The organism is Pelagicoccus sp. SDUM812003 (genome assembly GCF_031127815.1).
In the GTDB taxonomy this organism is placed as follows: domain Bacteria; phylum Verrucomicrobiota; class Verrucomicrobiia; order Opitutales; family Opitutaceae; genus Pelagicoccus.
Genome location: NZ_JARXHY010000005.1, coordinates 1 through 20891 on the forward strand (window position 1 = coordinate 1; position 20891 = coordinate 20891).

The 20891-nt window shown below is 58.8% G+C and carries 15 protein-coding genes; 11 read left to right on the top strand and 4 right to left on the bottom strand.

Translation table 11 applies throughout. The features are described from left to right. Nucleotides 1-325: 325 nt before the first annotated feature. From QEH54_RS08475 to QEH54_RS08490, 4 genes are read left to right on the top strand one after another with little or no spacing between them, the layout of a single operon-like run. Complete coding sequence (locus QEH54_RS08475) at nt 326-1969, top strand: cbb3-type cytochrome c oxidase subunit I (RefSeq protein ID WP_309018227.1); 1644 nt, start codon at nt 326-328, stop codon at nt 1967-1969. Beyond that, nucleotides 1966-2559 (top strand): cbb3-type cytochrome c oxidase subunit II, encoded by a 594-nt coding sequence (locus QEH54_RS08480; protein ID WP_309018228.1) that lies wholly within the window; start codon nt 1966-1968, stop codon nt 2557-2559. Before QEH54_RS08475 ends, QEH54_RS08480 begins: the two co-directional genes overlap by 4 nt. Before the next feature lies 1 nt (nt 2560). Beyond that, a complete protein-coding gene (locus tag QEH54_RS08485; protein ID WP_309018229.1) occupies nt 2561-3175 on the top strand; it encodes a cytochrome c in 615 nt (204 codons plus the stop codon). Beyond that, nucleotides 3156-5270: an HAD-IC family P-type ATPase gene (locus QEH54_RS08490; RefSeq protein ID WP_309018230.1), complete on the top strand. Its 2115-nt coding sequence runs from the start codon at nt 3156-3158 to the stop codon at nt 5268-5270. The genes QEH54_RS08485 and QEH54_RS08490 overlap by 20 nt, the downstream gene beginning before the upstream one ends. A gap of 18 nt (nt 5271-5288) precedes the next feature. On the opposite strand, the gene QEH54_RS08495 is transcribed toward QEH54_RS08490, so the two are convergent. Continuing rightward, the gene (locus QEH54_RS08495) at nt 5289-6722 is read right to left on the bottom strand and encodes a hypothetical protein (RefSeq protein ID WP_309018231.1); all 1434 of its coding nucleotides are present in this window, start codon (nt 6720-6722) and stop codon (nt 5289-5291) included. A gap of 320 nt (nt 6723-7042) precedes the next feature. On the opposite strand from QEH54_RS08495, the gene QEH54_RS08500 reads away from it, so the two are divergent. From QEH54_RS08500 to QEH54_RS08525, 6 genes are all read left to right on the top strand, one after another. Further along, nucleotides 7043-7552, top strand: coding sequence for a GyrI-like domain-containing protein (locus tag QEH54_RS08500; protein ID WP_309018232.1), 510 nt, complete (start codon nt 7043-7045; stop codon nt 7550-7552). A gap of 89 nt (nt 7553-7641) precedes the next feature. Further along, nucleotides 7642-8562 carry an AraC family transcriptional regulator gene (locus tag QEH54_RS08505; RefSeq protein ID WP_309018233.1) on the top strand — a complete coding sequence of 307 codons (921 nt, stop codon included), beginning with the start codon at nt 7642-7644 and terminating at the stop codon, nt 8560-8562. 37 nt (nt 8563-8599) lie between these two features. Then, a complete protein-coding gene (locus QEH54_RS08510) occupies nt 8600-9436 on the top strand; it encodes a hypothetical protein (protein ID WP_309018234.1) in 837 nt (278 codons plus the stop codon). A 377-nt stretch (nt 9437-9813) separates the two neighbouring features. After that, on the top strand, nt 9814-11013 hold the full coding sequence (locus tag QEH54_RS08515) for a Gfo/Idh/MocA family oxidoreductase (RefSeq protein ID WP_309018235.1): 1200 nt from the start codon (nt 9814-9816) through the stop codon (nt 11011-11013). A gap of 35 nt (nt 11014-11048) precedes the next feature. Beyond that, nucleotides 11049-12974: a HEAT repeat domain-containing protein gene (locus QEH54_RS08520; RefSeq protein WP_309018236.1), complete on the top strand. Its 1926-nt coding sequence runs from the start codon at nt 11049-11051 to the stop codon at nt 12972-12974. Nucleotides 12975-13110: 136 nt separating this feature from the next. After that, nucleotides 13111-14055 (top strand): archaemetzincin, encoded by a 945-nt coding sequence (locus QEH54_RS08525; protein WP_309018237.1) that lies wholly within the window; start codon nt 13111-13113, stop codon nt 14053-14055. A 32-nt stretch (nt 14056-14087) separates the two neighbouring features. Here the strand turns inward: QEH54_RS08525 and recJ are convergent, their stop codons facing one another. The 3 genes from recJ to yajC form a co-directional block, all read right to left on the bottom strand. Further along, complete coding sequence (gene recJ, locus QEH54_RS08530) at nt 14088-15806, bottom strand: single-stranded-DNA-specific exonuclease RecJ (RefSeq protein WP_309018238.1); 1719 nt, start codon at nt 15804-15806, stop codon at nt 14088-14090. An 8-nt stretch (nt 15807-15814) separates the two neighbouring features. Beyond that, complete coding sequence (gene secD / locus QEH54_RS08535) at nt 15815-18379, bottom strand: protein translocase subunit SecD (protein WP_309018239.1); 2565 nt, start codon at nt 18377-18379, stop codon at nt 15815-15817. Between the two features lie 103 nt (nt 18380-18482). Continuing rightward, nucleotides 18483-18800, bottom strand: a complete 318-nt coding sequence (gene yajC / locus QEH54_RS08540) for a preprotein translocase subunit YajC (protein ID WP_309018240.1) — start codon at nt 18798-18800, stop codon at nt 18483-18485. Between the two features lie 107 nt (nt 18801-18907). Here yajC and speA point away from each other — a divergent pair, with 107 nt between their 5' ends. Continuing rightward, complete coding sequence (speA, locus tag QEH54_RS08545; RefSeq protein WP_309018241.1) at nt 18908-20875, top strand: biosynthetic arginine decarboxylase; 1968 nt, start codon at nt 18908-18910, stop codon at nt 20873-20875. The last annotated feature ends 16 nt before the right edge of the window (nt 20876-20891 follow it).

The following is a 20891-nucleotide window of genomic DNA, read 5'->3' on the forward strand; positions in this document are numbered from 1 at the left end:
AGGGCGGGGCGTCGACCCGCCGCCCTGGCATGTCGCCTCAACGCGGCGACCTACAGCGGACGCGTGCGGAGGGGTATTGGATCAAAAACGAATAATGGTTCGCGCCCATTCCACTCCTCGCAGGACAGTGTCGGTTCCGAGGCAGCGCTAACCCGACGATCGGTTCGAAACATCGCGAACCAATTCAAGACCACCGGTGAAGGAGTTCGAAGGCTATTCTAATAAGGATTCCTAACCCTGACCTCCAGACGGATTAATAAGTTTTCCGCATCGCCGTCTCCGCGCAATTTTAGCGGGCAAGCATGCGTAACGCCCCTTGCCTACCATGCTTCCAATTGCCGCCGTACTACTCGCCGTCGTATTCCTCGTATCCATTCTAGCCCTACTGGTGCTGATATGGTCGATTTCCTCCGGACAGTTCTCCATGGGACCCGGAAACTCTTCCGTCATCTTCCACCGCGACGAAGCCGGAAAGGTGGAAGATCCGGCGTCCACGCACCGAAAACGCGACCAGCTGCAGCAGCTCCTAGTCGGCTCATCGCGCTACACGACACCGCAACCTCCACCGGAGGAGGACGATCCCAATTCCCGTCGTCAGAGCGACGAATCGACCGCTCGCGCCACCCGCTACCTTCTCGGCTCCGCCTGTTTCTGGCTAGTGCTCGGCTCATTCTTCGGACTCGCCGCCTCGCTGAAATTCAATTTTCCGGACTGGCTGAACCAGGACTACGAATTCACTTTCGGAGTCTTCCGTTCCCTGCACCTGAACCTCGTCATCTACGGCTGGGTTTCCATGGCCGGCATGGGCGTCTGCCTCTGGCTCATTCCACGGCTTCTGAAAACCACGCTTGGCAGCGACCGCTTCGCTCTCATGGGGGGACATCTTTGGAACGCCGGGCTCGTGCTGGGCTCTCTAGGCCTGTTCGCAGGCAAGAGCGACGGGATCGAATGGCTGGAGTTTCCTTGGAAAACGGATCTTCTATTCGCGTTTGGCGGAGCCTTGATCGGACTTCCGATTCTGTCCGCGATCAAGCGGCGCAAGGTTAAACACTTGTACGTTTCGGTCTGGTACATCGGAGCGGCGTTCGTTTGGTTTCCTTTTCTTTTCATCGTCGCGAATCTTCCGATCTACGACGGAGTGCAGCATGCGATAGTGAATTGGTGGTACGCCCACAACGTACTTGGATTATGGATAACTCCTTTCGGCCTAGCAGCAGCGTACTACTTCATTCCAAAGGTGATTGGAAAACCGATACACTCCTATCAGCTTTCGTTGCTCGGCTTCTGGGCGCTCGCTTTGTTCTACAGCCAGGTGGGACTGCACCACCTCATCGGCGGGCCGGTACCGACCTGGCTGGTTAGCCTCTCTATCGTTAGCAGCGTCATGATGATCGTCCCCGTGGTCGCGGTCGCCATCAATCATCACAAAACCATGTGGGGACATTTTGCGGCTCTGCGGCTATCGCCGACCTTGCTCTTCGTCGTCTCCGGAGCCATCATGTACACTCTGGTCTCGCTGCAAGGATCCCTGCAGTCGCTGCGGGCCGTCAACACCGTCACCCACTTCACGCATGCGACTGTGGCCCACGCCCACCTCGGCGTGTATGGCTTCGCCTCGTTCGTGCTATTCGGATCGATCTACTTCATCTTCCCGCGCCTTAGCGGCAGAAACTGGATCTCTCAGCGCCTTATCAGCCTTCATTACGCTCTGTCTCTGATCGGCATACTGCTTTACGGCGGAGTCTTCTTCTACGGGGGCGTCATCCAAGGCATGCAAATGCAGGATGCCAGCGTCCCCTTTTCCCAAATCGTAGCGGACACCAAGCCCTACCTTTGGGTACGCACCGTGGCTGGCGCCCTGATGACCTTGGGGCATCTCGTCTTCGTGGGCCATATCTGGTGGGTTTGGTACGCTCCCAAGTCCAAGCGAAGCTTCGTTCCCATCGCGAAGGAGGAGGTGGCGCGATGAGGAGAACTATCGGATTCATCGTGGCGGCGATCGGCATTCTGGCCTATGCTACACTTCTCCTCGTAGGTGTTCCTTCACTACAGCTCGACGATTTGGAGCTACCGGTAGAACACCCCTCGAACGACGAACAGGTGAATCGTGGGCGAGAAATCTACATTCAGTCCGGTTGCATCTACTGCCACACGCAGCAGCCTAGAGACGTCAACTTCGGACCTGATCAGGAACGCAATTGGGGTCGATTCTCGATTCCAGCTGACTACGTGGGGGATCGTCCCCATTTGCTGGGCACGATGCGCACAGGTCCCGATCTGCACAACATCGCAGCGCGACAACCGAGCGAGGACTGGCACCTGATTCACCTATACCAACCACGAGCGGTTCTCCCAAATTCAGTGATGCCGTCCTATCAATACCTTTTCACTCACGTGAACGAGGTTCCTCTAGGCTCCAAGGAGGTCAACGTACCCAAGAACTGGCTACCTGAGGGAGCGAAGGTCATAGCGACGCAAGAAGCGCTCGACCTGGTAGCTTATCTGAAGTCTCTCGATCACACCTACTCGGTCGAGCAGGACAGCTCGCAGATGCCATAGAATGTTCGAGGACAAAGAGGAAATCCTAAACCGCGAAAAAGCGGATCCTAACGAAGGAGATCGACCTTGGCCGCTCGCCATGTGGCTTTTCGTTCTGACGATGAGCTGTTTCGCGTTCGGCTACCTGCTTGTTTTCTCAGGCGATGGCAAGGTGGGAGCTGGCGACTTCAGGGCGAACCAGCTCGCGCCTTCGAACCAAGCGAGCGGCACCTCCCAGCCCATCGAAATCGATCCCGCCGTCGCCTTTTTCGAGCAGGGCCGCAAGACCTATCAGTCGCTTTGCGCCGCCTGCCATCAAAGCAACGGGGCCGGCATCCCAGGAGCGTTTCCCCCGCTAGACGCCTCCTCCTGGGTAACCGGCGACGCGTCTCTCCCCGCCCGCATCGTGCTGCACGGGCTCTCGGGACCGATCGAGGTCAAGGGCCAAACCTACAATGGAGTGATGCCCGCATTCGGATCCCAACTTTCAGATCAGGAGATAGCCGCGGTGATTTCCTACATCCGCGGTTCCTGGTCGAACGAAGCCAGCCCTGTGGATGAGGAAACCGTAGCCTCCCTTCGCGAGGCGTCGGGAAACCGCCCAGCATGGACCGCTGATGAACTCCTCGCCCCCTAGCCAACTCTATCAGGTGACCGGGCTCTGGTGCACCTCCTGCGCCCACGCACTGCAACGAGCCGTGTCGCGACTACCTGGCATCTCCGACTGCTCCGTCGATTTCGCCACCCACACCTTGAAGGCGACCGGCAGAGATTCCCGTTGCTTCGACAAATTGCAAAGCCTCACCCGTGGACTCGGCTACGAGCTCGCGCCCTATCGCGATGTTCGGGAAACGGTCGAGCGCAGCGCGACCCAGCTGAACGCTGAGTTCCAGCGCGCTTGCGTGCTCACATTTTTCGCGACTTGGACCATGGGACTCGCTTTGGTCGACTACACTGAAGCTGCAGGCCCGCTCGGCTTTCAGGAATTCCGATGGCTCGCCCTTGCGTCCGCTTTCTTCTCGGTCAGCGGCATTGTTTTCGGAGCAAAAAAGGTATACACCATCGGCCTCATCGGCCTGGTTCGGGGCAAACCAAGCATCGATAGCCTACTGCTGATCACCTCTCTCGGGTGCCTTTCGCTGTCCTTCCTCAACCTACTTCACGATCGGCGCGAGCTATATTTCGACTCGGCCATCATGGTGCTGACTGTCGTGGCGTGGATACGATTCGCCTCAAGTCGCCTAACACACCGACAGCTAAACGTCATTTTCGAGTCGCTACACACCCCGGACGAACTGCTGCGTCTACTCGATGAAAACGGAGTCTACGAGAACAAGCCGATCAGTTCAGCTCGCGTCGGATCTAAGATTCGTGTGGAGGCCGGAGAAACTGTTCCAATCGATGGATACGTCGAAGCGGGAAAAGGAAGGCTGCAGATCGCTCTCTTCACGGGTGAATCAGATCCCTTGCCCATTTCAGCCGGGAACAACGTTGTCGCAGGCGAAACGCTCGTTTCCGGCTCGATCGATATTGTGGCCACGAAACCGTACGGAATGCGCTACATCGATCAACTGAGTCGCGAAACCATCGAGTCGTTTCACGATCAAAAAAGCGAAAGCAGACTCGAGAAAACGCTGGGTTACTCAGCGCCAGTCCTGCTCGTGAGCGCCGCGCTTTTCCTGCCGTTCTCTCTCGGCCTCACCGGCTCTCTTGAGGTGTCTCTTGTATCCACATTTTCTTTACTCGTCGTTGCCTGCCCTTGCGCATTGTTTTTCGCAGCCAACATACCGCTTATCCGATCACAGGAGTGGGCAAGGGAAAGCGGCATCATCGTCTACAAACCTCGGTCCCTAAGAAAACTCGACGAGATCGACACGGTAGGACTTGATAAAACCGGCACACTCAGCCATCGGGCGCCTTGCTTGAGCCTAGCGAAAAACGACACAGACATCCCCGAGCATCGGCTTTGGGCCGTACTGGGAGCGGCGGAGAGAAACTGCCACCACCCCATCGCCAACGCGGTGGCGCAGCGCTGCGCCGAAGTGGACGGACCGCCGGAGAAGGTTGAACGGGTGAAACTTGAAGCCCGCGCCATTCGCTTCGAATGGAGCGGTCAGCCATGGCGATTCGGGGAGTCGAACCAGCCGGATCGAAGAGACCAGCTTCAGTTGGTTTCTCTGCAGGACCCTTCACTGACCGCCTTCTTCACGATCGAAGAGGAGTCTCCCAAAACGGTGCATGACCTAATCGCGGCCTTCCGACAAAGAGGCGAGCTCCACCTGCTTAGCGGCGATTCGGCATCTCGCGTTGACGCGTTCGCAAAGCGCCACTGCATCGGATCCGCCCGTTCGCGATTGAGTCCAGAAGACAAGGCCAACCATCTCTCAAGCCTTCACCGAAGAGGCCGTTCAATCTTGTATTTCGGTGACGGATACAACGACATCCCCGCTCTAAAAGCTAGCCAGTTCGGGCTCGTACCTCCGCATGCAGCGCCTGCGGTGAGATTGGCCGCAGATGCTCAACTGCTTAGAAACGACGCAGAGGCATTGAAGCGACTCTTCGCAATCGGGCGAACCCTCACCATTCGCGTACGGCAGAACGTCGTACTAGCAGCGGGCTACAACCTAATCGCAATCCCTGCCGCAATCTCAGGTCAACTAACGCCAGGACTAGCTGCTGCCGCCATGGCAAGCGCCATCGGAGCTGTGGCATTGAACTCCATGCGAGCGTAGGGCGAGCCGGGTGGACATTCAGTCCGCTAGCTTTCCCGTCGCCCAGTCGATGAAGCTTTGCATGTTGCTTCGGTCTTCGTGACCACCCCGGTGCTGTCTCCAGGCGAGTTCGCCTTCCAGCAGTCCTACTGCTACCGGCGGCATCTGGGCTGATCTCCATGTATCCAACTCTCCCATACCTTCCGCGCCCAGCAATTCGAAAACCGGCTGAGCCGCTACCGTCGCCATGTAACTGCCTTGCTGATCCAACCAAAGAGCGTCGCCTTGCTCCGGGATGCCGTAGCTCACAAAGGTCAGCCGCGGAGCGCACAATGCGAGCAACTGATGCGAATCGACGGGAAGATCGCTCGCATCCATACGGCCGTAGGCCCCCGTTTCCGCAGCGTATTTCAGATAGTTGCCCGCCATCCAGTGATAGCCGCCGCCACCTGTCAAATTGGAGACCTGCTCTCCAAAGCGCCTTCGATGCAGCGCGACGCCACCTTTTCCCGATGAGCCAATCAACCCCATGACAAAACGCGGCTCGAAGGCCAGGGAGACCAAGGCTGCCTTTCCATAACGAGATACTCCTTCGATGCCAGCTCGAGTGACGTCGACCAACGATTCATCCTCCAAGTAGTCCAATGCCCGAGAGGCTCCCCAACTCCAAGCCCGCAAAGCGCCCCATTGATCTGGCTGGCGCGGCTGGCCCCTGTTTACCAGTCCGATAATCCCCTTGGTCAACCCAGCTCCGTTGTCGGGCTGAACGCTGCTCGTATTCAAAAAAACATACGCCCATCCGTTACGAATCAGTGTGACAGGCGACGGTGGCACATCGGTCTCCGGCATCGGCCATGGCATCTCCGGGATGAGCAATCCTTGGGCGTTAGGCAAATCCCATTCGAAGGGAGTTAACATGATCAGCACCGGAGGCGCTTTCGAAAGCCCTTGGGGCACGACGAGACTCATTTCAATCGCCACATCGATCTCGTCGAACTCCGAGTTGTCGACGTGGCCACGTAGCCGTTTTCCAAACACAGGGATTCCATCCACCACTCCCGAATCGCTGGTCTCGAGAACCTCCCACCTCACTTCCGGCACGTTTTCGGGGATTCTTCCGTACACTTCCCTTTCAAACAGTTCAACGATCTCCGGACGCCGCTGGATCCACCAGATGCTCGAATTGGTCACCGGCTTTCCACTCTCAAGCACGAGTGGATCTGGCAGTTCCGGAAACGGGTTCGCCAGTTCCGGATCATAGTTCGCCGCGCCCGGTTCTCCTTCCTGAGCCCATCCATCTGCGCCGGGACGCAGCTCGGTGATGCCAAGCTGCTGCATCATGTTTCGGTGATCGTCCTCGGTCGTCCAGTTGGAGGTATCCGCCGCATGAAGAAAGGGCATCAGAGCTCCGGCGACGATCAGGCGTAAGAAGGAAAGGAACGAAATTGGTGCAAGCAGTCGGGCGTTTTTCATCAGGGTAATTTTCAATGGCAATCGTATCCAGATCGAGGCTCCGGGCGCAAGGCGCCAATTAGCGCTAAACAGTCCTCACTATAGCCAGCTGCGCCGCTTCCACTAGAGGAAATCCGTGAAACGGATACACCTCGACGCTGAAAGACTGGGAGAGCTCTTTCTGAAACCATCGCCACTGCAGGGTCTTGTTCAACGGGTGTTCAACGCGGTCTAAGAGGAAAAATCGCCCTGCTCGACACGTATTCTCTTTCTACTGACGGTCGTTGCGCCTAGTAGATTTATCGATCCATCTCTGCGTCCCTTTTTCTCCCAGCCCATCCATGAATCTGAAACCTGACATAGTGGTTCTGCCCCCGTCCTGGTACGTCGGTCTGCAAACGCGTTTCATCGCCACGGGCACGGAGCAAGCGAACACCATGATCGTCCTGCCGGAGCTCTGGAACGAATTTTTCCGGAGGGCTAGCGAAATCTCCAGCATAGCGGCCGACGGGGCGTTTTTTGGCCTGAGCGACACGCCGGAGTCTCGCCAGCTCGAAAGACGTCATCCGGACGAAGGGATCTATCTCGCCTCCGCTCAGACCTCTCAGGGCGCCCACCTTCCGCCTGATATGAATCGATGGTCCATCCCCGGTGGCATGCACTTGAAGTTCGAACACCATGGACACGTCTCGAAACTCAGCGGCACCATCACCCGTATTTACGACGAATGGTTTCCCAACAACACCGCTGAGCGAGCCCAAGCTCCTACTATCGAGCGCTACGACCATCGATTCGATCCCTTCAGCGACAATAGCATGCTGGAGATACTGGTGCCCATTCGCATGGGCTGAAACGCTTCGCGCGTCGAAGCGTGAGCGGATAGCCAAAAAGGCGCAAATGATCAAGCGCGAGCCGCTTCGAATGGGTTAGTATTCGTTCCATGCATACAGTTCGCTCCATCCAGAAATCTCTCGACTTGATCGAAGAAAGGCTCGCCGAGCCAGTTTCCCTGCCTGAACTTGCCCAAGTCGCCGCCATGTCGCTGCGACACTACCAGAGAACCTTCAGCGCCTTGGTGGGCGAACCGGTGGGTCGCTACCTGCGGCGCCGACGCATCGCCGCGGCAGCGAAGCGTCTCTTCGACCATCAAGGGACGCTGCTGGATCTCGCGTTGGAGTTCCAATTCGAATCGCACGAAGCCTTCACGCGCGCGTTCAAGGCGGAACTTGGCGTCACGCCCAGCGACTGGCGAGAGGGGCGCGGGTCCATCCGGTTTCCCCGGACTCCGGAAGCGCTCAGCTCCGAAAGCCTCCACCAACGCTCCACCGCTATGACCTATCTGCCAGAAATCGTGCCGCTCCCACCGCGCGTCTTCATCGGCCTGCAGTCCCGTTTCATCGCTTCCGGAAGCGACGAAGGAAACCCCATGCAAGTCATTCCGCAGCTCTGGGACGACTTCGCCCAGCGCATCGGCGAACTCCCCAACGCCGAGGCGGGAGCGAACTACGGTCTGGGCGACGTCCCGGAGGCCCACGGGCTGGAAAGGACCCACCCAGACGAGCTTCTCTACCTGGCAGCGGCGCGGGTGGACAGCGACGTCGAGCCGCCGGAAGGGATGACTCGCTGGCGTTCCCCTGGCGGGTCCTTCGCTAAATTCGAGCACCATGGCACCTCCTCGACCATCGGCGACACCATGGCCTACATCTACGGCGAGTGGTTTCCCCAAAGCGATTACGATGGTTCGGAGGGACCGGACTTCGTACGCATCGACCATCGCTACGACCCAACGCGCGTGAATTGCATGATGGAAATCTACGTCAGTTTGCAGAAACGACCGCCCGAGCGGCGACTCGACAGTTGATTCGCGGGAATCGGACGGCGAAACTCGTTTCCCTTTCATGAGGAAAACGAAGCAACGCCATCCGACCCACTCCCAACAGACCAACGCAAGGCGATGGCTGTACCTGAGTCTCAGCGCGGCATTCCTGGGGATTGGGCTCGTCGCAGGGGCGGCGCTCTACCCGGGGCCTTACGATTGGCAGTACACCGTGGTGTCCGCCTTGGCATCTTCGAAACACAACCCGCAAGGCGGGGTGTGGTTCTCGAGCGCTCTGGCCGTGTCGTTCGGATTTCTTTGGCCATTCGTGAGCTCCATCCAAACCCAAGCAGGCTCCGCTCCTCGACTAGCCCGAATCGCTAAAATCTCCTTGCGGGTGGGCATCGTGTGCGGCGTCCTGATGGGCATCGAGTCGATCTCCACCTCGGTCCTCCCGGAGCGTTGGGAAAAGACTCACGAGGCCTTGGCGCTGTTCTCCTTTCTCAGTTTCTACCTCGGCTTGCTGGCGCTCTCCAGCTCGCTGGCCTCCAAAAGCAAACCCGCCTTGATCGCCGCCCTGGCCATCGCTCTCCCGCTGCTCTGCATCGGAGCGAGCCAACTCGCCCTCTACCTCGACCAACGCGACCTGGGCTGGGTCGACCAAAGCTGGCGCGACCTGGGCGTGCCGCTCTGGAAGAGTTTCGCCTTTTGGCAGTGGATCGCCTTCCTGTCGCTCTGGCCGAGCTTAGCTGTCCTTGGAGCGAGTCGGTTCGCCGAGCCGCCAATGACGCCGCCACTCTGCCAAAGCTGCGGCGACCCGCTAGCGGAAGCTAATCGTCGCTTCGGCTTCTGCGATCGCTGCGCCACCGAATCCAGCTCCGCCTGCTGCTCCATCGATCGCTCGTTTGGCCCGGACTGAACAACTCCGCTCGGGTACGGCCCCCGATCGCTCTATCGTGAGAGCGCCTCCGGATCCGATTTCAAATTGACCTCTTGCCACCGTGGCGGGAGAAGAAAATCGAGCTGCGGCCTAGCCCGGGCCACCCCTAGCGGTATCCCTCTTACCTAGCGCAAAGCGCTCCCTACCCCAGAACCCCTTTCCCCTTCGCTCCCCTGAAAATTCCTAATCTTCGCGTTTTACAATCGACGAGTTTTGCGTTAAATCATCGAACTTTCCCTAATACAGCCCCTTTCACGAAGACAATTATGGACTCCCCAAACATAACACGGCTTAGCAGTCGTCGCGCGTTCCTGAAAAAAGGCGCCGCCGCAGCAGCGACCTTGTTCGCAGCTCCTATGATTCTTCCCGCTGCCACCTTGGGCCGCGGCCAGATCGGCCCGAACAGCCGGATCAACATCGCTTTGATCGGCAACGGCTTGATCATGCAATACCACCGCGAGTACTACCGCAGCCGCCCCTATACCAACGTCGTGGCGGTGTGCGACGTTCGCCGCGAGCGAGTGATCGCGGGCGTCGAGGAGTGCAGCCAGGAGTTTCCCGACTGCAAGGGCTACGAGCACTACGAAGAGGTCCTGGCCCGTCCGGACGTCGACGCCGTGGTCATCGCCACTCCCGACCACTGGCACGCCGCCATCACCATCGCCGCCATGCGAGCGGGCAAAGACGTCTACGTGGAAAAGCCCATGACGCTGACCATCGAGGAAGGCAAGGCGGTGGTGGCCGCCCAGAAACGCTACGCCCGCATCGTTCAGGTCGGTTCGCAGCAACGCTCCGAGCACGCCTTCCGCAAAGCGGCCGAGATCGTACGAAATGGCTGGATCGGCAAGATCAAGGAGGTCTATTGCGGACTGGGCTCCTTCCCAGCGCCCTCCGTCTATCCAGAGCAGCCCATTCCGGAAGGCTTCAACTACGACAAGTGGCTCGGCCCAGCTCCATGGGAGCCCTACAACCACGCTCGCGTAGAGAGCAACTACAGCGGCGGCTGGAGAAATTTCTGGGAATATGGCTCCCGCAAAAACGGCGACTGGGGGGCCCACCACTACGACATCACCCAATGGGCCTTGGGCATGGACGACAGCGGCCCGGTCTTCTTCGCCCCCGTGGACTACGACCAGCCCTATCAGTATTTTGAATACGCGGATGGCGTGCGCGTCATTCGCGATTGGGGCGACCGCAAAGGTCACATGATTCGCTTCGTCGGCGAAGAAGGAGAAGTCATGGTTAGCCGCGAAGGCCTCATAGACACCACACCGGTGCCGCTCGCAGGGAAGCCTTTGGGACCAGGGGACATCCGACTATACAAGAACTTGGACCACCGAGGAAACTGGATCGAGGGCATCTACACCCGCAAGCAGACCATCTGTCCGACTTCCATCGGGCACCGCTCCGCGACCGTTTGCCAGCTCGCGGGCATTTCCGAACGACTCGATCGCCCAATAAAATGGGATCCGAAAAAGGAGGAAATCGTCGGCGATCCGCTCGCCGCGCGTTGGCTGGACCGTCCGCGCCGAGCGGGATACGAACTGCCTGCCTGATCCGTCACGAAAAAACGAATACAAGGATTCAGAATATGAAAGATTTCCTCAACAAGACAACGATGGCCTTAGCTTGCGGGCTCGCTCTAGCCGGAGCGCAACTCGCGAACGCCCAGATCCCCGAGCAAGCGCTCGAAATGATAATCGACACCTTGGAAGCCGAGGACTACTCGGCCCGGCACGCCGCCCGCATGGAGCTACAGGACTTCGTTTCGGAGGCCAGCGCGCCTGGAAACGAGGCCCAGCGTTCCGCGGTGCAAGCCCAGTTGCTCGACCTCCTCGACGATGACCTGGCGGTGACCACTCGCTTGTGGCTGCTTCGCCAGATCGTGTCCATCGGCGATGAAACCGCCGCGCCCTCCGTCGCGGCCCTGCTTTCCCATCCAAATCCGGAACTCGCGGACGCGGCTCGCATGACCCTTGGCGAGCTCCGCTCGAAAGAGGCGATCGACCTGCTCATCGAGAAACTGTCGAACGCGACGGACAGCGAGGCGCAGCGAGGTCTCATCGATTCGCTCACTCAGCTTGGCTCTGCGAAGGCGATTCCCGCAATTTCGAAGCTGCTAGCCAGCGACGACGAGGCCGTTGTTTCCGCGGCCGCGAAAGCCCTTGCCAAGATAGGAGGCTCCAAAGCGGAAAAGGCCCTTTACCAAGCGCTGGACTCGAAAGCGACCAGCATTCAACTCGCCCTCGTGGAACTTAGCGGAAAACACAAGCGGCTTAGCCAAGTGGCGCTGGAAGGCTCCAACCGAACCGTTCGATCCGCCGCCCTGCAGAAATGCGTGCAGCTGAACGCCAGAAAATCGGCCGCGTTGCTCGAAACCCTTCTGCAGGACGCCAACGCGGAGCTGAAACTCGACCTCTATCGCATCGCCCTCGAATCCGAGTCTCCGCTTCTGGCGAAGCCTCTTCTCGACGGGCTCGCGAGCGCAGATCCGGAACTGCAGGTGGTGATCCTGGGAACGCTCGACTCACCCGCCTTCCGCCCTCTCGAACCGACGGTCATCGCATTGGCAAGCAGCGAAAACGAGCAATTGAAAATCCAAGCCATCGACGCCTTGGGACGCATTGGCAGCATCGACTCTCTGCCAGTCCTGCTCGAAGGCATTCAAGCGAGAGGAAGAGACGTTGCGGACGCCGCGGCGGACGCGATCGCCAGCGCCCCGGATTCCGCCATCGACGATCAGCTTCTCGCCTCCGTCAAGGCTGGCGAAGAGGAGGCCCGCATCGTGGCCATGCAAGCCCTCGCCATCCGGGCCAGCGACGGAGCTCCGGAGCTCGTGACCGCCCTAGCCTCCGACCATACCGAATCGATCGCCATTCGCGATGCCGCCATCGAAGCCGTTGAAGAGATCGGCACTACCGACGCCCTGCCCGTGCTGGTTTCGCTTATCGTGGAAACGGACAACTCGAAGCTGCGTCGAACCGCCCAGAAAGCGATGAAGCGCATCAGCCTGCGACTCGAGGACAACGAAGCCACCTGGAACGCTTTCGCCGACGGTTTCGAAGCCGCGCAGGGCGATGAGGAAGCCACGCTCGCCTTGGTGAGGATTCTCGACTCCGCCGCTACGCCTGAGTCCATCGCCTACGCCAAAGAGCTTTGGAAAAATGGAGACGAAAAGCTCCAGAACACGGTTATCAAAGTGCTCTCTTCTTGGAGAAACTGGGACGGCGGGTTCGCCCTGCTCGAAATCGCGAAGGCTGAGTCCGACGATCCGAAAACGGTCGATCTCTGCTTCTCAGGCATTGGACGGCTCATCCTCGGCAGCGACTACAGCTACGACTTCCAGCAGAAATTCGATTTGACCGATGCCGCTCTGAAGCTCGCGACCACGCCGGAGCAACGAAACGACGTTATCAATGGTTTCCGTTACTCGACCTGGCGCGAGATGGTGCACGTGTCGGAAAACAAGGTGGATCCGCAACTGAAGGAGGCGGTGCTGAGATTCACCGGCAGCTGAGCTGCAAACGCCTTTCGAACGAACCAGCCGCGGCCTTTGGCCGCGGCTTTCTCGTCGGGAGCCCCAGCGCTTCCTGCCTTCGCTCGTCGAACAAAAGGCTCGGCTAAAGTATCCTGTTTTTCCATACTTCGACGATATGCTGCGCCTCTTCCATCGCTGCCTCGCCCTTTTGAGCTTCGCGACGGCCCTAGCCGGCGAGCAGACCGTCTTCACTCCCCCAACAGCCGCCGAACGCGTCGAGGCCATCGGCGAGCTCTCTGCACTGCCGGAGGAGATCTGGCCTGCCTTCCTGAACCTAGACGCTTTTCAGCCGCTTCCCCGCCCCGGCCCGATGGACTGGCTTTCAGTGCGCAAGGAAAGCGGCCAAAGCGTCTCGCAGTACCTGAACGACCCGAACGTCACCCTCCCGAGCGACGAATGCGGGCTCATCTATATCCAGCCCATCGGAAAAGAAGTCGAAAGCTCTATCGAACTCCCGCTTCTTTCGAGCTATTGCACCCAGTTTTTCAATACAGAAGCCAAGCTTCTTCCCATGATCAATTGGGAAGACCGCTCGATTTCTACGCGCACGGGGCCTTTTGGCGACGGGACGCAATTGAACGCCAGGGACATTCTCCAAGCGTTGAACGCGGAAAGGCCGGCCGACGCCTACGCGGTGATCGGCATCACCATGATGGATCTCTATCCGGACGATAGCTGGAATTTCGTATTCGGACTCGCCAATACGCGCAGCGGCGTCGGCGTCTTTAGTTTCGCCCGCTACGGAAGTCCTGCTGCGAACCAGACGCTCGTTCTGGAGCGAACGTTCAAGGTGATGACGCACGAAATCGGCCATATGTACGGCATGAAGCATTGCATCTACTTCCATTGCTTGCTCAACGGATCAAACGGACTCTCCGAGACGGACGCCGCGCCGCTACACCTTTGTCCTGTATGCCTGAGAAAACTACACCTCGCGACCAGCTTCGACCCCCTCATACGCTACGCGACGCTGAACAGGTTTTACGTCGAGTCAGGACTGGAGTCGGCGGCAGACTTCACGAGCGAGCGGATGCGCTGCCTGCTTCGACCGGCGAAGTGAAGCCATGACCACCATGGTCGAGGGCTTGTCGCCTATTTCGATTCTCGCCAATCGACCAGCTCGATCTGAAGGGCTTTTTTGCGACCGAAGGTGTTCCACACCAGCCTGTATGCGATATCTACATACCGATCTGTAGGGGGCATCCGATCCGCCATTTTCCAAGCGACGCCCGAGATGATCTGCCCGTACTTGTTGCTCAAGGTGAAGCGGAAATGGATATCTTTGAACACGGTGGTCTTTCCGGTGAATCGAACGCGCTTGGTGCCGAAAACTGGCTCCGGGTTCCCCTGTCCAAAGGGCTCCATCTTGCCCAACTCGGCCATCAGCTGGGCGTTGATTTCTTCGATGGTCAGCCAGCTCGAAACCTCCAGAACCTTTTCGACGTCGTGCGTGGCGAGGTAGTCGCGCATGGCGTTTTCAAAGAATTCGGAAAACGCCTCCACCAGCTCGACCTTCATGGAGATGCCCACCGCCATCGGGTGGCCGCCCCAGCTTTCGAGCTTGTCGGAGAACGGGGCCAGCACCTCCACCAAGTTCACCCCCGGCACGCTGCGGCCGCTGCCTTTTGCGAGCTCTCCCTCGCGGCCGAGCACGATCGCGGGACGATTGAAGGCCTTGGAAACCCGACTCGCCACGATACCGACCACGCCCGGATGCCAGTCGTCTCCGTAAACCACCAAGCCATGGGCCTCGCCGTGGCGCGAGCGAATCTGCTGCATGGCGCTTTCCGCCATCTCCCGTTCGATATCCTGACGCTCCCGGTTGAAGGAATCCAACTGCAGCGAGGTTTCGATGGCGAAGGACTCGTCGTCGCTCAGCATCAGCTCCACCGCTACGGCGGCGTCAGCGAGACGTCCGCTGGCGTTGATGCGCGGACCGAGGCGGAAGGAAACGTCGATCGGATTCACGCCTTGCTGAGGCGACACGCCCGCGACCTTCATCAAGTTTTTCAGGCCGATGCGACGGGTCTTGGATAGGACCTGCAAGCCGATGCGGGCGAACGTTCGGTTTTCCTTCTTGAGCGGGACCATGTCCGCCACCGTGCCCATGGAGACCAGATCGAGGAAGCTGCGCAGCTTGATCTCGTAAGCCCTCGGATCCTTCTCCTCCCGGCGCACCTTGAGCAGACCATGGGCCAGCTTGAACACCAGCCCAACCGTGCAGAGCTGGCAATGGCAGTCGTCCTCGCGGTCCTCCACATGGGGATTGACGAGTATGACCCCGTTCGCCTGCCGCTGCTTGGCTTGGTGGTGATCGACGATGATCACATCGCAGCCGCTATCGATGATGTGCTGGGCCTCTTCGACGGAATTGGTGCCGCAATCGAGAGCGATGAAGAGATCCGGCGAATTCGCCTTGTCCAAGGCCCGCTCCACCGCTTTCTGCGACAGACCGTAGCCCTCCTCCAGGCGTAGAGGCACGATGTACGCCGGGTACGTTTCGAACTCCTGCAGAATCGCCACCAGCAAGGCGGTGCTCGTGACCCCGTCCACGTCGTAGTCGCCGCAGATGACGATGCGCTGGCGATTGCGGATGGCCTGAGAGATGCGCTGAGCGGCATCCTTCAAGTTGGGGATCTCGAACGGGCATTCGATTTCCCCCAGACGCGGCTCCAGAAAGCGCTTGGCTTCGTCGATCGATTCGAAGCCAAGCCGAGCGAGCAATTCGGCGACAGTCGGACCTACTCCGAGTTCTTTTCGATAGTCCCTAGTAAGTTCGGCTGGGGGCGGATTGTATCGCCACTTCGTCAAAACCTTCCCTATTCCGCTGTTGAACTAGAGGAGGTGGACACTTTCGAAGACGCCTGCCAGTCGTACTCCGGAGCGGTATCGTGGCTGGACTCCACGCTGCGACGGTCACCCTTGTGCCAGAAGAAGAAGACTGGGCTGGCGATGAAGATCGAAGAGAAGGTACCGGTGATGATACCGATGGTGAAGGTGAAGGCGATGTCGTTGATCACGCCCTTGCCGAAGATCATCAGCGATAGCGACGCCAGCAAAGTGGTGATACTGGTGAGCAAGGAGCGGGAGATCACCGCGTTGATTGCGATGTTGATCACCTCGCGCAGCTTGCTGGTCGGTCGCAGCGTCAGCTCCTCGCGGATACGGTCGAAAAGCACGATGGTATCGTTGAGCGAGTAACCGACGATCAAGAGGATCGCTGCCACCATCGGAGCGGTAAACTGATGCCCGGGCACCAGGACGAATACGCCCAGGGTCAGCAAAATGTCGTGAATGGTCGCGACCACGGCGCCCACTCCGTATCCGATCTCGAAGCGGAAGGCGATGTAGAGCAGAATGAGGCCCAAGGAAATGCCGATGGAGAGGAAGGCGTTTTTCTGGATTTCAGCTCCGACGGAAGGCCCGATCTCGTTTTTCCCGACCACTTCGAAACCGGCTTCGGGATGGGCCGACTGCAAGGCCGCAACCACCGCGTCTCCTTTGTTGAAGCCTGCCTGGATGCGCAGCACTTCATCCGCGCCGCCGAGCTGGGTCTGATAAAGCGGGATAGACTCGCCAATGTCCGCTGCCGCCAACGTGTCGCGCACTTCCGCTTCGTCCAAACGGTCCTGGAAACTGAGAATCACTTCGTCGCCACCAGTGAAATCGATGCCGTAGATGCTGTCTCCCTTGGTGGCAAGAACCACCACGCCGATGATCACCAAGGTCCAGGAGGCGATGAAGGCCGGTTTGCGGAACTTCAGGAAATCGATCTTGGGATCGTTGAGAATGGATAGCGTGGTGAACTTCTTCAGGGCCCCGCTTTCGAAGATCAGCTCCATGAGCACTCGGGTCACCACCAGAGCGCAGAACATGGTGCTCGCCACACCAATCGCCAGAGTCAATCCGAAGCCCTTGACGGGTCCGGTACCGAAACCGAGCATCACGATCGAAACCAGCAAGGTGGTGACGTTCGCGTCGAAGATGGTGGAAAACACCTTGGAAAAGCCGCCTTCGACCGCGGTCTTGAGCGTCTTGCCATTTCGCAGCTCTTCGCGGACACGCTCGAAAATCAGGATGTTCGCATCCACCGCCATGCCGACGGTGAGGATGATACCGGCGATGCCCGGCAGGGTCAGCGTCGCGTTGAAGCTCGCCAGCACGCCCAGCACGATCAGAATGTTGAGGACGACCGAGACCAGAGCGACCAAGCCCCCGACGAAAAAGTAGATGATCATGAAGCTGGCCACGGCCACCACGCCGATCTTGGAGGCGGTGATCCCGGACTCGATGGAGTCCTGCGCCATGGAGGGTCCGACTTCATACATCTCCACCACTTCGAGCGGAAGCTCCAGAGGGTTGTTGAGCGTGTTCGCCAGATCGATGGCCTCGCGTTGCGTGTAGCGACCAGTGATGCTGGCGCTGCCGCCGCGAATCTCCTCGCGCACCGTGGGAGCGGATTGTAGTTCCCCGTCCAATACGATAGCCAGACGGCCGGGCGCGCCGCCGCCGTCAGCCTGAGCGGCGAGTTCGCGAGTCACGTCTGCGAAAAGGTCCGCTCCTTCGTCGGTCAAGCGGAGGATCACTTCGATACCGCCCATTTCGGTAGAGCGAGGAAAAGCGTCGGCCACGTACTTTCCGGTCAAGGAAGGAATGCGCTTCACGTACAGTTCCACCTCGTACTCCTGTCCGCTGGATTCCTGGATCATGGTCATCGCTTCGTAACCCACGGGACGTGGATCCACGCCGGGACGAGCGGTCGGGTGGACTTCGCGGAAGTCGAGGCGGGCTGGCTTCTTCACCGTATCCAAAAGATCGGGATTGTCCTTGGTGTTCACCCCAGCGAGCTGCAGCTCGATACGATTTTCGCCGATGGGGCGAACGATCGGCTCGGTGACGCCATAGCTGTTGACGCGGCGCTCGATGATGTTGATGGCGTCGGCCAACTTCTCGTTTCGCTCCGCCTGCGGCACTTCCGCCAAGGCGGCGGGATCGACCTCGAAAGTGACCGAAATGCCTCCTTGGATATCGAGACCGCGCTTGAGGTTGGACTTGGATTCCTCCAGCAGCACCGGCAGCAGAATGTTGTTGCGCTTCTGCACGTTGGTCAGGTTCGCTTCCAAGCGCATATCGGGGAAGTACTGGCTCAAGTCGATGCGTTCCTCGTTGGCGATGCGCTTGAGCGCCATGTAGACGCTGAGCGGGGTCTCGCTCGTTTCCGAGGCTTCGACAGCTCGATCCAAGAGCGCGTGAAACTCGCTCGATTCGGTGCGTTCGCGCATGGCCTCCGCAAAGTCGGTGTCCTCCAGCGGGATCAGGTAGGAGAGGCAGAATGCGACGAGAATGCCAGTGATGGCCAATTTCCAGATATGCTTACCAGACATCAGGATGAGGGGTTAAGAGACGGTCTTTTATAATAGCGATGCCACGCCCTCGCAGGCGTGGCTCAAATTCAGTGAAAACGCTTCTTTTCGGTCGACGAAGCTCCTAGGAATCGGAAGAACTCACTACGCTCGTCACGGCCGACTTGAGAATTTCGATTTTCGTATTGTCGGCGATCTTAAGAACGAAGCGATCGTCCTTCACGTTGGTGATGGTTCCGTAGATCCCCCCCGAAGTGATGACCTCCGCTCCGCTCTTGAGCTCGGTGATCATTTTTTGATGCTGCTTTTGCTTCTTGCGCTGGGGGGCGATGATGAGAAACCACATCGCGGCGAAGATCAGAATGAAAGGCAGGAATTGCTGCCAGCCAGGTTGGGCTTGGCCTTGAGCGGCCTGAGCGAGAACAGTCGTTACAAAATCCATCACAGAATCGAGAATATAGCTCCAAAAGGGTTCTTGAAATTAGAAGGGGCGTACTCAATCTAGCGGCTTTTCAAAAAGCAAGCCAGAACCTAAAGCCCCATTTACCATTGAGCAGCAACGCGAAATCCCGGTGGACCATCTCTGAAGCGGAACGACTTTACGGCTTCAACCGCTGGGGCAGCCCCTACTATTCCGTCGACAAGGAAGGCTACGTCTGCGCCCATCCGGCAGCGGACGAGCGCACGGTCCGCATCGACGACGTCATCAAAGAAGCAGCCACCAAAGGCATCAAGGCCCCCATGGTGATTCGGTTTCAGGATCTGCTGCGTCACCGCGTGGAACGCCTCAACGAGGCCTTCGCAAAGGCTATCGAGGAAGAGGAGTACGCCGGCAAGTACCGAGGCGTCTTCCCGATCAAGGTCAATCAGCTGCGCGAGGTCATCGAGGAAATCCAGGACGCGGGCAAGGACTATGGCTACGGCCTCGAGGCGGGCAGCAAACCCGAGCTGCTGATCGCCATGGCCATGCATCAGTCCTCCACCGGATTGCTCATCTGCAACGGATACAAGGACGAGGACTACATCCGCCTCGCCCTGCACTATCGCCGCATCGGCAAGGACATCATCATCGTGGTCGAGCAGCTCAGCGAGGTCGAAAAGGTGATCGAAATTTCGCAGGAGCTCGGGGTGGAGGCTCTGGTGGGCTTGCGGGCGAAACTGGGCACGCGCGGCGAGGGCAAATGGGCCATGTCCACCGGCGATAACGCGAAGTTCGGCTTGACGCCTACCGAGATGCTGGAGGCCTGCCGCTTGCTGGAACGAGCCAAGATGCAAAGCAGCCTGCGGCTGCTGCACTTCCACATCGGCTCCCAGGTCCCCAATATCATCACTTTGAAAAACGCGGTGGTGGAGGCGACGCGCTACTATTGCCAGCTGCAGAAGCTGGGCTTCCCCATGGGCTACCTGGACGTAGGCGGCGGACTCGGCATCGATTACGACGGCTCACGCTCCAACTACGAAAGCTCCGCAAACTACTCGCTGGAGGAATACGCCCGCGACGTGGTGTACAACGTCAAGCAGATCTGCTCCGCCATGGAGGTGGACAGCCCCGACATCGTTTCGGAAAGCGGACGAGCCATCGCGGCGCCGCACAGTATTCTCATCACCGAGGTCTTCGGACGCATCTCCAAACGGGAGTCGCTGCTGACCGTGAAGAAGGACGAGATCAAGGACCAGGTCGTCGCGGATCTTCACGAAATGCTGCATGGCCGAGTGCGCTACGGCCAGCTCGAGATGTACCACGACGCCTTGCAGAAGAAGGAGGAAGCGGACTCGCTCTTCAACCACGGCTACCTCGACCTGCGCGGCCGAGCCCAGGCCGATTCCCTGTTCTGGCAGATCTGCAACCGGTTGGAGAAGAAAACGCAGACCACCCGCGGCTACCAGCCCGAGGAGCTGATCGGTCTCTCGGAGATCCTAGCCGACCAGTACGTCTGCAACTTCTCGGTCTTCCAGTCCTTGCTCGATCACTGGGCCCTCGACCAGCTGTTTCCCATCACCCCGCTCGCTCGTCTCAAGGAACGTCCTTCAGTGAACGCCATCCTGGTGGACATCACCTGCGACAGCGACGGAAAGGTCTCCAAGTTCATCGATCTGGAGGACGAAAAGGAGTACTTGCCGCTGCACCCGCTCAAGAAGAACGAGCCCTACTACCTCGGCATCTACCTGGTCGGAGCCTACCAGGATATCATGGGGGACAACCACAATCTGTTTGGCCGCGTGAACGAAGTTCACGTCTTTCTCGACGAGGACGAGGAGGACGGCTTCTACATCGAGGACACCATCCAGGGCTACCGGATGAAGGACGTGCTCGAAGGGGTGCAGTATCGAGCCGAAGGTCTGTGCCAGCAGATGAAAAAGCAGATCGACCGGGCGACCAAGAAGGATCTGGTGAAACCGCGCGACGGGGTGCACTTCATGGAAATCTACGAAGCCCAGATCCAACAGAAATCGTATTTGGCGATCGACTACAAGCGCAAGCGGCGGACCGCTGCCAAGCGGGCGAAAAAGCCCTAGAAATACGAATCGGACC